13 protein-coding genes are annotated in these 14,169 nt (G+C 46.3%); 3 read left to right on the top strand and 10 right to left on the bottom strand.

Features of this window, described 5'->3' with window-relative positions; translation table 11 throughout:
• The first annotated feature begins 87 nt into the window (after window positions 1-87).
• The 3 genes from nrdR to ACKTT1_RS01295 are packed head-to-tail and all read left to right on the top strand — an operon-like array spanning window position 88 to window position 3,396.
• Entirely contained in the window at window positions 88-555 is a 468-nt protein-coding gene (gene nrdR / locus ACKTT1_RS01305; RefSeq protein WP_369017891.1) for a transcriptional regulator NrdR, read from the top strand.
• 3 nt (window positions 556-558) lie between these two features.
• Window positions 559-2,667, top strand: a complete 2,109-nt coding sequence (locus tag ACKTT1_RS01300) for a ribonucleoside triphosphate reductase (RefSeq protein ID WP_412709885.1) — start codon at window positions 559-561, stop codon at window positions 2,665-2,667.
• A gap of 24 nt (window positions 2,668-2,691) precedes the next feature.
• Window positions 2,692-3,396, top strand: coding sequence for an anaerobic ribonucleoside-triphosphate reductase activating protein (locus ACKTT1_RS01295; RefSeq protein ID WP_412709884.1), 705 nt, complete (start codon window positions 2,692-2,694; stop codon window positions 3,394-3,396).
• A gap of 6 nt (window positions 3,397-3,402) precedes the next feature.
• Here the strand turns inward: ACKTT1_RS01295 and hxlB are convergent, their stop codons facing one another.
• The 10 genes from hxlB to ACKTT1_RS01245 all read right to left on the bottom strand — a co-directional run bounded on the left by hxlB (window position 3,403) and on the right by ACKTT1_RS01245 (window position 14,157).
• Window positions 3,403-3,981, bottom strand: coding sequence for a 6-phospho-3-hexuloisomerase (gene hxlB / locus ACKTT1_RS01290; RefSeq protein WP_412709883.1), 579 nt, complete (start codon window positions 3,979-3,981; stop codon window positions 3,403-3,405).
• Complete coding sequence (locus ACKTT1_RS01285) at window positions 3,962-4,624, bottom strand: orotidine 5'-phosphate decarboxylase / HUMPS family protein (RefSeq protein ID WP_369017895.1); 663 nt, start codon at window positions 4,622-4,624, stop codon at window positions 3,962-3,964. Before ACKTT1_RS01285 ends, hxlB begins: the two co-directional genes overlap by 20 nt.
• Window positions 4,621-5,916 carry a DUF1015 domain-containing protein gene (locus tag ACKTT1_RS01280; protein WP_412709882.1) on the bottom strand — a complete coding sequence of 432 codons (1,296 nt, stop codon included), beginning with the start codon at window positions 5,914-5,916 and terminating at the stop codon, window positions 4,621-4,623. The genes ACKTT1_RS01285 and ACKTT1_RS01280 overlap by 4 nt, the downstream gene beginning before the upstream one ends.
• 13 nt (window positions 5,917-5,929) lie before the next feature.
• Complete coding sequence (locus ACKTT1_RS01275; protein ID WP_412709881.1) at window positions 5,930-7,771, bottom strand: ASKHA domain-containing protein; 1,842 nt, start codon at window positions 7,769-7,771, stop codon at window positions 5,930-5,932.
• A 232-nt stretch (window positions 7,772-8,003) separates the two neighbouring features.
• Complete coding sequence (locus ACKTT1_RS01270) at window positions 8,004-8,699, bottom strand: L-ribulose-5-phosphate 4-epimerase (protein WP_412710523.1); 696 nt, start codon at window positions 8,697-8,699, stop codon at window positions 8,004-8,006.
• 18 nt (window positions 8,700-8,717) lie between these two features.
• The gene (locus tag ACKTT1_RS01265) at window positions 8,718-10,247 is read right to left on the bottom strand and encodes an FGGY family carbohydrate kinase (RefSeq protein ID WP_369017898.1); all 1,530 of its coding nucleotides are present in this window, start codon (window positions 10,245-10,247) and stop codon (window positions 8,718-8,720) included.
• A gap of 25 nt (window positions 10,248-10,272) precedes the next feature.
• Window positions 10,273-11,304, bottom strand: a complete 1,032-nt coding sequence (locus ACKTT1_RS01260) for an alcohol dehydrogenase catalytic domain-containing protein (protein WP_412709880.1) — start codon at window positions 11,302-11,304, stop codon at window positions 10,273-10,275.
• The gene (locus ACKTT1_RS01255) at window positions 11,301-11,720 is read right to left on the bottom strand and encodes a cupin domain-containing protein (protein WP_412709879.1); all 420 of its coding nucleotides are present in this window, start codon (window positions 11,718-11,720) and stop codon (window positions 11,301-11,303) included. The genes ACKTT1_RS01260 and ACKTT1_RS01255 overlap by 4 nt, the downstream gene beginning before the upstream one ends.
• A gap of 17 nt (window positions 11,721-11,737) precedes the next feature.
• On the bottom strand, window positions 11,738-12,757 hold the full coding sequence (locus ACKTT1_RS01250; RefSeq protein ID WP_412709878.1) for a zinc-binding dehydrogenase: 1,020 nt from the start codon (window positions 12,755-12,757) through the stop codon (window positions 11,738-11,740).
• A 290-nt stretch (window positions 12,758-13,047) separates the two neighbouring features.
• Window positions 13,048-14,157, bottom strand: a complete 1,110-nt coding sequence (locus ACKTT1_RS01245) for an ABC transporter permease (RefSeq protein ID WP_412709877.1) — start codon at window positions 14,155-14,157, stop codon at window positions 13,048-13,050.
• Window positions 14,158-14,169: the final 12 nt, after the last annotated feature.

The following is a 14,169-nucleotide window of genomic DNA, read 5'->3' as shown; positions in this document are numbered from 1 at the left end:
CTCCATCAGCGATTGACTTTCCAAAATGTGGAGTTATACTATATATGGATGTTTTAAATTGCATTAATCCTACATATTGGGGTTACCATGCATTGTCCTTACTGTGGTGAGCCAGATTCACGGGTAATCGATACCAGAGTTGTTGAAAACGGATATGGCGTGCGCAGACGTAGAGAGTGCCAGAGTTGCCACCGTCGTTTCACAACCTATGAGCGTTGTGAACGGGAACCTTTAGTAGTGATTAAAAAAAGCGGCAACCGGCAGTTGTTCGACCGTAAAAAAATTCTCAACGGGCTTTTAAAAGCCTGCGAGAAAAGACCCGTATCCACGGAAACTTTAGAGGCCGTAGCCAGCGAAGTCGAAAAAGAGCTTCAGGAAGAGGGCTTTGAAGAGGTACCTTCTTCATATATTGGGGAAAAGGTTATGGAAAAATTGAAAAAAATTGACCAGGTAGCTTACGTACGCTTTGCTTCGGTCTACCGTGAGTTTCGCGATGTAGACCAGTTCATAGAAATCTTAGGCTCTCTGGTTAAGGAAAAGGAAAAGGGGGTTTAAAAAATGGAAGAAACCTATGACTTACTCGCTCCCCGAAAAGTTCAAAAGAGGGACGGGAGAATCGTGCCTTTTGACAGGTATCGCATCGAGCGAGCTATTTACAAAGCTTTTCAGGCTGTGGGAGAAGAAACAGCAAGTGTTCCTGAAGAGCTGAGCAAAATTGTAACCACTAAATTGTTTGAAAAGTTCGGTCCAGATGCAACGGTGAACATCGAAACCATCCAGGACTTTGTTGAGGAAACATTAATCGAAAATGGTTTTTCCAAAGTAGCCAAGGCCTACATTCTCTACCGTCGCAAACGTCAGGAGCTAAGAGAAGCTCTTCAGGCAAGGGTGGATATAGAAAAAATCGTTCAGGAATATCTTCTGCAAGCTGACTGGCGTACCCAGGAAAACTCCAACACTACCTACTCTTACCCGGGGCTGGTGTTGCACGTTGCGGGTTCGGTAATGGCCAACTACACTTTAAACCGCATTTATCCCGATGAAGTCCGGGAAGCACACACTAACGCTGATATTCACATTCACGACCTCTCTTACGGATTAACGGCATATTGTGCGGGATGGTCACTGGAGCAGTTAATCCGTGAAGGGTTTGGAGGGGTAAAAGACAAAATCGCTGCTGGACCAGCCAAGCACCTCTCTGCCTTGACCGGGCAAATGGTGAACTTCCTGGGCACTATGCAAATGGAATTTGCAGGAGCCCAGGCCTTTAACTCAGTCGATACCTACCTTGCTCCTTTTGTACGTTTCGATCGGCTTAATTATCGGATGGTTAAACAACTCATTCAGCAGATGGTCTTTGCCATGAATGTGCCTTCCCGTTGGGGAAGTCAAGCACCATTCATTAATTTTTCCTTCGACTGGATTGTCCCTGAAGACATGCGCGAGCGCCCGGTCATCATTGGTGGAGAAGAACGACCAGACCTGGGTACTTACGGTGACTACCAAGAAGAAATGGACATGATTAATAAAGCCTTTCTCGAAGTCATGCTCGAGGGAGATTACGAAGGGAGAGTCTTTTCCTTCCCCATACCTACTTACAACATAACCCCTGACTTCCCTTGGGAGTCAGAAAACGCCCAACTTTTGTGGAAACTTACCGCAAAGTACGGTGTGCCGTACTTTCAAAATTTTATTTCTACTGACATGCACCCGGGAGACGTTCGCTCCATGTGTTGTCGACTGCAACTGGATTTACGCACTCTGCGCAACCGTTTTGGGGGCCTGTTTGGCTCGGCAGACAAAACCGGCTCCATTGGTGTGGTCACCATCAACCTACCCCGCATTGGCTATCTGAGCAAATCCGAAGAAGAGTTCTTTGCACGTCTCAAACGAGCCATGTACATAGCAAAAACCGCCCTGGAAATCAAGCGCAAAGTCATCGAGCGCAATATGAAAAATGGCCTTCTTCCCTATACACGAAGATATCTGGGCACTTTTCGCAATCATTTCTCAACCATAGGTCTTGTGGGCATGAATGAAGCTTGCCTTAATTTTCTGGGAGTATCCATAGCGCATCCTGAAGGTAAATCCTTCGCAATCAAAGTTTTGAACTTCATGAGGGAGTTACTTGCTGATTTCCAGGAAGAAACGGGCAATCTTTACAACCTGGAAGCAACTCCGGCAGAAGGTGCCAGTTACCGTCTGGCACGCCACGACAAAAAGAGATTCCCGGACATTATAACTGCCGGTGAAAACGAACCCTACTACACAAACAGCACCTACCTCCCGGTTAACTATACTGAAGATCCCTTTGAAGCTCTGGAACACCAGAAAGACTTGCAAACACTTTACACTGGGGGCACTGTCTTCCATCTTTTCCTGCCCGAAACTCCTCACCCCCAGGCCGTGAAACTCTTCATCAAAAGGGCTTTCGAAAACTACCCCATACCGTATTTGACCATTACCCCTACTTTTTCAGTTTGTCCCAATCACGGGTATTTGTCTGGCAAAACCTTTATTTGTCCCCACTGCAATCAGGAAACCGAAGTGTATTCCCGAGTGGTGGGTTACTACCGCCCGGTAAGGCGCTGGAACCGGGGCAAGCAGGAAGAATTTAGAGAACGCAAAGAGTACCAGCTTGAAAAAGCGAAAGTTTTGGGAGCCTGATAAATCAGGCTCCCAGAGGGCATCATGAGCATCTTTCGGGGATGGCAAAAAGTAAGTTACATCGACTACCCGGCCAGAATCGCTACCTTGCTATTTGTAGGCGGTTGCAACTTTCGTTGCCCCTACTGCCAGAATCCAGAACTGGTTAGGGAGTGGCAAGGACTACCTCTTATTGAGGAAAATGCGGTTCGTGAGTTCCTCTTGAATCGTAAAACCTTTATCGATGCAGTATGCATAAGCGGTGGAGAGCCGCTGCTTCACTTTGAGGAATTACTACCCTTTTTGAGATGGGTCAAAAAGGAAGGTTTTCTGGTCAAGGTGGACACCAATGGGAGTTTTCCTGCCAGAGTAGAAGATCTTGAAAAAGAAGGGCTTGTGGATTACTGGGCAATCGATTTTAAACTCCTGCCAGAAAACTATTCACTGGTTGCTCCACCGGATTTAAAGAAGAAGGTCCTCGAAACCCTGGAAATGGCCTTGAATTTTCCTCTCCACAAAGTAGAGTTTCGAACTACCATTTACCCTCCTTTTCACAACTCGAAAATTTTGGAAGAAATGGCTCAATACCTTCGAGAAGCTCCCCTTTGGTACTGGCAAAATTTTCAAAACCAGAAAACTCTATCTCCAGAGGCACAAAAGGTTGCCCCTTACCCGATAGAAACCCTCAAAGCTTGGGCAAAGGAGATTAACTCCAAACTGGAAAGAGAGTTAGCTTTTGTCCGTGAATGAACATAGTCATTCCAGGTTGGCGTGTCGTAGCATCATTTCCTGATACGCTTTTTCTCTCCTATCCCAGATAAGATAGAGTATGCAAGCGTCAAAAAAGAGAAAAAGCGCGTCTTCAAAACGAGTTCCACTGCCATTTGCAAAAAGCTGAATGCTGGGTGGTGCTTTCTCGCTCTTAAAAGAAACTACCACGTCAGCAATTTTAGCAAGTGGTGTATCGGCCTTGCCAGTGAACGCAACCACTTGAGCACCAAAGTTCTTAGCCTTTTCACTGAAAAGCAAAACTGAGGAAGTAGAACCTGAACCACTGGCTACCACCAGCACATCACCATCACCGATTGCAGGACAATCTACCTCTCCCACAATATACACCCTGTATCCAAGGTGCATGAGTCGCATAGCAAAAGCCTTCAAAATCAAAAAACTTCTTCCCCGGGCCCAGAAAAAAAGGCGTTTACTTTTCCACTCCGATGCAACGTCCTTGAAAAGTCCAGATAGTGCCTTTTGGTCCAAAGTTTTAAGCAATGCATAAGCCTCATCCAGCACTACTTCTAAAACCGAAGAGAAATCAGGTAGATTCGTACTCATCGAGCAGCCTCCTCAAAAGTTTCAAGGTTTCCTCCGGAGCAGAACTCCTGGTCACCGCAGAGCCAACCACCACCACTTCAGGAGAAAGCGCCTCGAGAACCCGAGGCAAAATACGAGGGCTCAGACCACCAGCAACCATAAGAGAAAGGTTGTATTCTTTAAAAATCAATAATTCTTGCAATTCATCAAGAAATGCTACTCCCTTCTCTACCACATCATGGGGAACATGGAGGCAAAGGTAATGGGGAGGATGGGTGAGCAAGTACTGGATTTTTTCCTGGTCAGAAGGCAAAAGATCAACAGTATCTACAACTACTTTGGCTCCTTTTTCCTGGCAGGCTCTGTAAACTTCTTCCAGAGTTTCCGTCCTCGCACCAGCAAGAACCGAAACTAAAGAAGCACCGTATTCCACTGCCATTTCCGCTTCCAGAAATCCCCCGTCAGCGATTTTCAGGTCAGCAAATATGGGAATTGGCTTCTTCAAACATGCTTGCAAAGAAGGTAGTGAAGAAAGACCATATTTTAAGATAAAGGGCGTCCCTACTTCCAGAATGTCTGCCAGTTCTCCAATGGGAGTACAAAGCTCTTGTGCCTCCTCAAAAGAGACAAAATCCAGAGCAACCTGCAAGAGCACTTTCTTCATTCTTCCTCAAGCAACCTCATGATGAGCCCGCTCCACACCTTGGGATAAAAGTAGGTCGATTTCTGAGGCATTCTCTGAAAAGCATGCACTGCTCGTTCCACATCTTCAAGCGGCGTAGGTTTCATAACAAACACCAACTGATACTCGTTTTCCTCATTAGCAATCTGGAAAACGTCTTTGGTACCTCTAAGATAATCGACATAGAGGTTTTTCTTTTGGGTTTCCTCGTCAATCCCCAATATTTCCTCGAAAACCAGTTTATGCAGAACTGAGGTATCAAGGTAGCGATTGACGTCTTCTTTGCCCAGTTTTTCATCCATGATGCGGCGATCCCTCAAAGTAATACAACCCCAGGTTCCCTCCACTTTGTCGTAAACACCTATGGTGTTGGGGGGAGCCTGTTCTAAGAAAAGTTCCATGGATTCCTCACCCTCAAACAGGTGGACCACAAAATACTCCTCACAGCGCTTTAAAAAGTCTTTTATTCTCTCTACCGGCAAACCATGTATCAGGCGATGGGTGGGCAAAACAAGAAGACCCGGATTTTTAAGGTTAACCAGAGTCATCATCACGTAATCCGCTGGTAAATCCCCAGGAGGGTCTCCCGACTTTTCCCGAACTTCCTGACGATACATAAGGCTGGTCTCGTAACGGTGATGCCCATCAGCAAGGATGATAGTCCTCGGGTTTAAAAGTCTTCGGATTCTGTCGATTACCCGGGTATCGGATATTCTGAAAATCCGATGCAATACACCATCAAAGTCCACAAACTCCATAAGCAGGTTTTCTCTTTTTTTGCTCTCTTCCAGCAGTGAATCCACTTCCATGGTGCTTTCGTTAAAAATACCAAAAATCTGCTCCAGATTGGCCTCGGTGGCTCTGAGCAGCTCCAGGCGGTCTTGAGAATACTTGGGCATGGTTTTTTCATGAGGCAGGATGATGCGCTTTTCGAATTCTTCGATACGCACCAAAGTGATAAAACCTGTGCGTACTTTTTTCTCGCCGGAACGTGGAACAGTAAACTCCTGCTCATAAACATAAAAAGCGGGCAAGGAATCTCTTTCAATCACTCCTTTTGCCAACCAATTTCTGAAGAGTTTGGCAGCATTCTGGTAGCCACTATCATCTTTTCCCAGAATAACATGCACAATGTTCTGGGGATTGCGAGCCAGCAGCTCCTTTTTACGGCGAGAAATGACATCATAGGGTGGAGCAACCAGCTCCCCAATGTGGCCCTTTTCAATCAGCCTCTGCGAATAGTGATATCCACGAAAAGGTTTCAAAACAGCCATCGCCCGACCTCCATCACAAATTGCCCGACAACCGGGTGAATTGTTCGTATTCTCTATTTTCGAAAAATAAAGCATGAGTAAAAACGTCCTGAAAATCGGACCTCCCGGAAAGCTCAATATATTGAGCTTTCCGTGCCAATTCCTCACAGCGCTTGCGAAATCGTTCCGAAAGCAGCGCTTCCTTCGCTCCTGCCAGACAAGCGTTGCCTACCGACTCTATTCGCTTTGCTGGCGGAATAAGACCTATTTTAACTGCACTGTGGGAATTAATAAAACTTCCAAAAGACCCGGCCAGAACAACTCTTTGAATGTCTTCCTCCCTTAACCCAGCTTCTTTAAGGAGAATGGTTCTCCCAGCCTGAAGGGCAGCTTTGGCAAGTTGCAACTGCGAAATATCTTTCTGGGTAATCACCAGGCGGGGTTCTCTACTGAGAACAAAAACCTTTTCTCCTCCTTCTTCCTCAATACGCTCAGAAAGCGGATGAGACGCTGCTTCCAGCAAACGCCCAGTAGGACTAAGCAGGCCATTTTCCAACAACATAGCCAGTGCATCTATCAGGCCAGTACCACATATTCCTCGAGGTGGCTCGCCACCAACGGTTTGCCAGATAAGATCCCCACCCCTGAAAGACACCGAACTCACCGCTCCAGGTGTGGCCCTCATCCCTTGGCGAATTTGCGCCCCCTCAAAAGCAGGACCAGCAGCCGTCCCACAACACCATATCTTCCCGTCATGAACCAGCACGATTTCCCCGTTGGTGCCAATATCTACGTACAGGGTGGTTTCTTCGCTCTCCTCTATTTCAAAAGCAGTCAGACCAGAAACAATATCGCCCCCAACATACCCAGCGCAGGAAGGAAAAAGGTAAACCTGAGCTTTAGGATGAACCAGAAGCCCCAATTCTTCACCCAAACCAACACTGGAGCGAACAAATACCGGCACATAAGGAGCAACACCAATTGAAACGGGCGAAACACCCCAAAAAATATGTTCCATGACCGTATTGCCAGCCACAGAAACTACAAAGATATCCCGGAAATTCCGGCCAGCTTTTTCTGTCGCCTCTTGAATAAGCTGATTCATGGTAGAAATAGCTGCTTTCTGAAGCGCAACCAGGTTGTCTGGATGCCTCTGAATAGCCTCAATACGAGAAAGGACATCAGCCCCAAAACTGGCCTGGCGATTGAGCGCGGCCCCTCGGTAAAGAGAGGTACCGCTTTCGAGGTCTACAAGTTCACAGGCCAGGGTGGTGGTTCCCAGGTCAAATGCCACACCCAAAAAACCGCCACTTTCTCCTTGGCTGCTTTCGGCAATATGCCATATCTTCTCCCTTCCATACAACACTTCGAAAGATTTTGCTTCCTCACTGCCAATCGAGCCCAGAACTCGAAGATAATTGATATCCCATTCAGGGACCGAGACGGAATCACCGAGTTGCTTTTCCAAAACTTCCTGCAAGGAAAGACCCTCTGCAAGTTCCGGTTTACGCACAACAACGCGCTTCTTGCGTAGTGGTAAATCTCTAATTAAACCCTGATGGTAACCGTAAAAAGCGGTTTGCAGTGAAAAAGTGTCTTCATGCGGAATCCGTACCTTGACACTGCTTTGAAGTTGAATTTGACAGGCCAGTCGAAAGCCCTGGCGAATTTTATCTTCACCAAGATGGCGAGATTCAAAAGACGTGGGGGGAGAGACCTCTCCTTCGATAATTTGAATCAAGCACTTACCGCATAACCCTTTTCCGCCACAGTAAGCCTCTGTCAGCAATCCCTTTTGCTGCAGAACTTCAAATAGACTCTGAGTAGGTTCTAAGACAAAAAATTTACCTTGGTCCAGAATTTCCACTTTAAACATTGCTTATCCTACCTTACCCACCTAAACAGCAACCAGGTCAAGCAGTTCTGAAAAGTTAAATATCAGTGAAAGTTTATCACACTCGTCAAGGGAAAAATAGATTTGTCAGAAAATGAAAACACTTAAAAGAACCAAATTTTGATGAGAAGAGGAAAATGCTTTAAACATGGCCCCGCAAAACAACGCTGCTTTTCGGGGCCAATTCGGACATCAAAAGCGCTGTCATTTTTATTTATGCATCTTTAGGCTGTCCATAGTAAGCATTTTTACCATGTTTTCTCTTATAGCGTTTTTCAAGAAGGTGCGCAGGAAGACCGGGAGCATGGGGGTTAACAGTCAGGGTAGCTGCTGCCATTTTGGCCACCTCTTCAAGTACAACGCTGTTAAATACTGCTTTTTCCACGCTGTCCCCCCAGGTGAAAGGCCCGTGAAAGGCAACGATAACCCCCGGAGTAGCTAAGTAGTCTTTACCCTCAAAGGTTTCCACTATGACCCGCCCTGTATTTTTTTCGAGCTCTTCCACTTCTTCAGGACGCAGTGCTCGAGTACAGGGAATTTCCCCGTAGAAATAGTCAGCGTGAGTCCCTCCCAAGCAGGGAATTGGTTTCATTGCCTGAGCCCAGGCACAGGCCCAAAGGGAGTGAGTATGAACCACTCCACCTATTTTCTCAAAATGACGGTAAAGGTAAACGTGAATCATGGTATCCACCGAAGGGCGCAAATTTCCTTCTACCAGTTTCCCTTCAAGATCCACAATCACCATCTTTTCAGGAGAAAGTTCTTCATAAGGTACACCACTGGGTTTAATTACAATCAGACCCTTTTCTCTTTCAATAGCACTTGCGTTACCCCAAGTGTAGACAACAAGACCTCTTCGCTGCAGCTCGCAATTAGCTTCAAAAACTCTCTTGCGCAATTCCTCGAGCATGTTCATCCTCCTTTTCTCTTAAGAAATCAAGTCATTCATCCGCCAGACATCAACCAGTTTTTCTCTCAAAGTTCTGTAAACGTTATACTTTTCCCTATAAAGCCGATGATGCTCCAGGCGAGGGTAAAATTCCTTGCTAACCCTGAAAACCTTCTCAAAAGCATCCCGTAAATCTTTATACATTCCGACACCCACCCCTGCAATCATAGAGATACCCAGCGCACCCAGCTCAGGAGCCCTGGGAACCACCACCTTGACACCTAAAACGTCAGAAAGTACCTGACACCAGAAAGAACTTTTCACGCCTCCACCCGAAAGGCGTATCTCTTCAAGTTCGGTTGCCAAAGCCTGAAAGCAATCCAGTACCGAAAAAGCCACACCTTCATAAACAGAGCGCAGAATATACATTTCATCATGGGGCAGACTCAAACCAAAGAAAACCCCCCGGGCATGGGGATCGATAAAGGGCGCTCTCTCGCCTCCCGGACTGATATAGGGAAGAAAGATGATACCACCAGCTCCCGGAGGCACCCTCTGCATTTCCTGTTCTAAATGCGCAAAAAAAGCCTGCTTGTCAGGAAACCTCTCGCGCAGATGAGAAAAGAAATTGTTCAAAAACCAGTCCAGACTGAGCGTTCCCGACATCGTAGCCATGGAGCGGAGATACAGACCAGGAAGCGGATAGGCAACCGTGATACCTACCCCTTCAGGCTTAAACAGAGCATCCACACAATCAGTTAAAAAAGCATTGAAACAGGTAGTTCCCAAAATAGAGTAGGCTTGTCCTGCCTCCAGTATGCCCAGCGCAACAGCACAGGCCACCACATCCACAACGCCGTTCACCACAGGAATTCCTGCTGGAAGGCCTGTAGCCTGGGCTGCCTGGGGCGTAACCTCTCCAATAACTTGGCAGGGGTCTTCAAAAGGAGGCAACAGGTCTTCAACTTCAAGAAGATCAAAAAGCCTCAATACCTCTTTTACTTCACCTTCGATGGGATAAGGAAGCATGAAAAGGTCTGAAAGGTCGGTTGCAATTTTTCCAGTTAGCTTAAATTTTACCCAGTCCTTGGCAAAAACCAGATGGCGCGCTTTTTGCAAGTGCTGCGGTTGATTTTCTTTTAACCAGGCCAGAATAGCCAAAGGCGAACCAGTAAAAATGCTGTTACTGGTCAACCGAAAAGCTTCGGCATGTCTCCCATCTTCTTTCCAGAGGTCAATTAATTGCTTCGCTCGTCCATCAATCCAGACAATAGCATTTCCTATAGGTTCCAGATTGGAATCAAGTAGCCAACATCCCGTACCCTGACCAGTTACCCCCAACGCTGCAATGGAAGAGGCAATTTCTTCACCGCAAGAAGTAAGGCAACTACGTATTGCCTGTGAAGTCTTCTCCCAGATAACCTGCATATTTTCTTCGGCCTGATCCTGTTGCTTGCTGATGATTGGTACCTCCTCTGCTTTTGAGGCAAGAACGTTCCCTTCAAGGTCAAAAATGACCACTTTAATCCCACTGGTACCGACATCTACCCCCATGAGCAACTTTTTCATCACCGAGTTCTCCCCACTTCAGAAACTAATTTTTTTCAAAAGTCAACACACACTTTATAACTTTTTTATCATTTCTCACTTTCCAGAAAGCCTCTTGAAACTGAGAAAAGGGCAACACACAATTTATCAACAAATCCGTCTTGATTAAGCCTTTCTCAAGCAACGACAGTGCTTCGCGAGTATCCAGAGGTGAAGCAGAATAACTGGCACGAATCGTCAGATGAGAAAAATAAAAACTATTTATCTCTAAAGAAACCTTTTCACCAGGTTGGGAAGGAGCGTAAAGCAAGAGCCTTCCACCCCGCTCCAGGCAGTTTATTGCCCCCTCAATAGCCTTCGGAAAAGGTGGCGTCACAAAAACCACATCCGCCAGGTAGCCTTTATTTTGTTCCTTCAAAACCTCTGCCACGTCTTCCTGATTGGGGTCAATCACTGCATCTACCCCCAGGGAAAAAGCGAGTTCTCTTCGAAAAGGATCAGGTTCACTTACCAAAACTGCGCCTGCACCATAGATTCTCGCCAGCTGGGTTAACGCTAATCCGTTGAATCCCGCACCAACTACCAGTACTGTATCACCACGCTTAAAAAGAGAACGCTTGAAAGCCTGAATACAGCAAGCCAGAGGTTCTACCAGAGTAGCTTCCACAAACGAAACATTTTCCGGAAGCAATAAAAGCCCTTTTCTCACATTTTCGCCCGGAACCTTGATGAACTCTGCAAAACCACCAGGGTATATGTGGCTTGCACGAAAATCCGGACACATTGAAAACTCACCAGCACGGCAGTAGCGACATACAAAACACGGTACATGATGATGCACAAACACCCGATCCCCGACTTTCAAATTCTGAACGGAAGACCCAGTCTTAACTATAACGCCTGCTGGCTCATGCCCCAGGAAGGTTGGTGCTTTAGGTTCTCGATACCAATCTAGGATATCACTTGCACAAATACCGCAGGCTCTGGTTTCAACCAGGACCTCATCTTCTGCAATATCCGGCACCGGCCAATCCTCCATTTTAAGGGTATGGCGGTCATAATAGCGTAAAACCTTCATCCTCGTGTAAGCACACCGACTTCTTTCAAGAAATCCTTATTCGCAATCACACACAGAAAAGCAAAAATCTCGTCGCCCACATTTTTTAGTTGATGTACTTCTTGAGGAGGAATGTATATCACATCCCCAAAACCAACTTCATACTCTTTTTCTCCGGCCAGCACTTTTCCTTTGCCCCGCAACACAAAAACACCGTGGTCATGCTGATGTTGATCAAAAACAGTTTGCCCACCGGGCTGGACCTCAAAGTAGCGCACCGCAAAATACGGGGCACCTTCATTTTTGCCGATCAGCCAGCAAACACTTACTCCGCGGGGGTCCCGGGGTCCCTCACCAGAGGGATATTCTTTCCTTTCTACGCCTTCCCAAATCCAACTATCCTTTCCCTCATGCACCAATCGATGCAGTATAGCCATTTAACCTGCCTCCCGGATTAAGGCTTCAAAATAACCTTTAGGGCTTCTCTGCGGCGGACCAGTTCAAATCCTTTTTTCCAACGCTCAAGAGGTAATTCATGAGTAATCAGTTCTCTCAGGGGTAGGTGGTGCTTGTGCAGCAATGCTATAGCTTTTTGCCAACTCGAAGAGGTCTGGGTTCTCGAACCAGTAACCACCAGCTCCCGTGAGAAAAAATAGGTATCAAAATCCAACTCCACTTCTCGATGTAATATACCCATTTGTACTAATTTACCACGCTTTCTGAGAACTTCCAACCCTTGATGCACAGCGTGAACAGAACCAGAACACTCAAAAACCACGTCCACACCGTAAGGATCGATCTTTTCTCGAACAAATTGATATATATTTATTTCGTCAATATCAATAATCCCCGCAATATTTTGTTTTAAAGCAATTGCAAACCGTTCTTTATCCTGAGCTTTTCCCACCAGAAACACCTGGGCACCGGATAAGTTTGCCACCCAGCTCACCAGAATGCCCAGCGGACCAGGGCCGAAGACCAGCACCTTTTCTGTGCCCTTCAGCGCAGCCTGTTCCATAACACCACGCACCGCACAGGCCAGGGGTTCCAGAAGTGCACCCTCTTCAAAAGAAAGATACTCTGGCAGGCGATAAAGGGTAAATTCAGGAACCACAATATACTCTGCAAAAGCCCCATTAACTCCTGAACCAATACCCTTTCTGTTCACACATAAATTGTACAAACCCTCACGGCAGTAAGGGCACTCCCCACAGCGCACTACAGTGGTTTCTGAGCTCACTCGCTCACCAACTTTGAAATGACGAACCTGGTCTCCAATCTCGACTATTTCACCGGAAAACTCATGACCCAGTATAACAGGGGGACGCAAAGAAGCAATCCCATAAACATCCGTTCCACAAATACCTGCTGCCCTGACTTTTATTTTAACCTCCCGAGGACCACAACGAGGTTCTTCCACCTCTAAAAGACGAATACTTTCCTTGCTCTCCGTTTCCTGAACCAGTGCCAGCAAAACCAAGGCCTCCTCTTCACAAAGTGTTACAAATGTCATTAAGAAAATTCACACTTGGAAAATATAGCACACCCGCCAGCCGGGTGTCAACGATTTGTCGTAAAGAGCGGAACAAATGGAATCAACGGCACGGAAACCGGATCCAAGAATAAAATACACAAACTAAAAAACCAAAGAAGCCGAAAGACACAAACCCGTGTAAGACAAAATCAACAACACCAAAAGCTTATAGACTCTGTTTTGCTAACCACTTCATCCCAAAAGGGAGTGCTACAGGTCTTCCAGCAAATTCACTCATCATCAACCAAATTATCCGTAGCAGCAACCATTCTTTTTTGTCTGGCCAAACGCCGTCGATTTTGATAGGTAACGCTGAGATAATTGATTACCATCACCAGAATCAAAACAAAACCCCAGGTAAATTCTTTAAAGAAATTACTGAAACGAAGCATGTTAAAACCGCTGGAAAGGAACTGCAAGGAAAGAATGGCCAAAACCAATCCAGAAACTGTTCCAAAACCCCCGCTGGGATTCACCCCACCCAGGATTGATACTAAAACAGCCTGCAAAACGTAAGAAGTCCCGTAATCAGCCTTAGCAGAATTGGTACGAGCTATAACAATGATACCCGCCAGCCCAGCCAGAAACCCAGATATTAAATAGGTTTTCAAAAGCACTAAAGTATTGTTGATTCCAGAAAAACGAGCAGCAGTAGCGTTGGTTCCCAGCATAAAAACCTGAAAACCAAAAGCTGTCTTATTGAGGACTATTGCAAAAACTACAGCAACCGCTGCGAACAAAATCAAAGGTACAGGGAATATCCCTACCACACCGTTACCGATAAACAAAAATTGCTCCGGATATCCCAGCACCGCATAACCCTTGGTAATCACCATGGCAATACCCGTGTAAAGCTGCATGGTTCCCAGAGTAGCCAGAATAGGAGGAATACCCACCCTGGCCACGAGAAAACCATTAAAAAGGCCACACAAAATACCTGTACCAAGTGCAATAAGGATTGCTCCCATAATGACCAGAGCAACCTGGCTTCCCCCTGTCCCCGGCGGCAAAGCAGTAGTCATCAACTTGGCAGCCAGAATACCTGCCAGATTGGCAGTTCCCACTACAGAAAGGTCTATTCCTCCTGTGAGCATGGTCAACATCATGGCAACTGACAGGACTCCCAACTCTGGAAACTGATAGGACATGGAGCGGAAATTGCGTAAAGTTAAAAAAGTATGAGGGCGTAAAAGGCCCATAACCAGAAAAATGGCCACCGCTATGAGCAGCAAACGCAAGATGTTGCTGTCTACCTTCAATGCACCAACTGAGAATACACCAGAATCCATTCTTCCAAACTTCGATGCTTTTTGTTGATTATTAACCGAGTTACTTTTCATGACCGATCTTCT

This window comes from Atrimonas thermophila (assembly GCF_045864955.1).
In the GTDB taxonomy this organism is placed as follows: domain Bacteria; phylum Atribacterota; class Atribacteria; order Atribacterales; family Thermatribacteraceae; genus Thermatribacter; species Thermatribacter velox.
Note: the sequence above shows the minus strand (reverse complement) of the source record. Positions and strands in the feature narration are given on the sequence as shown.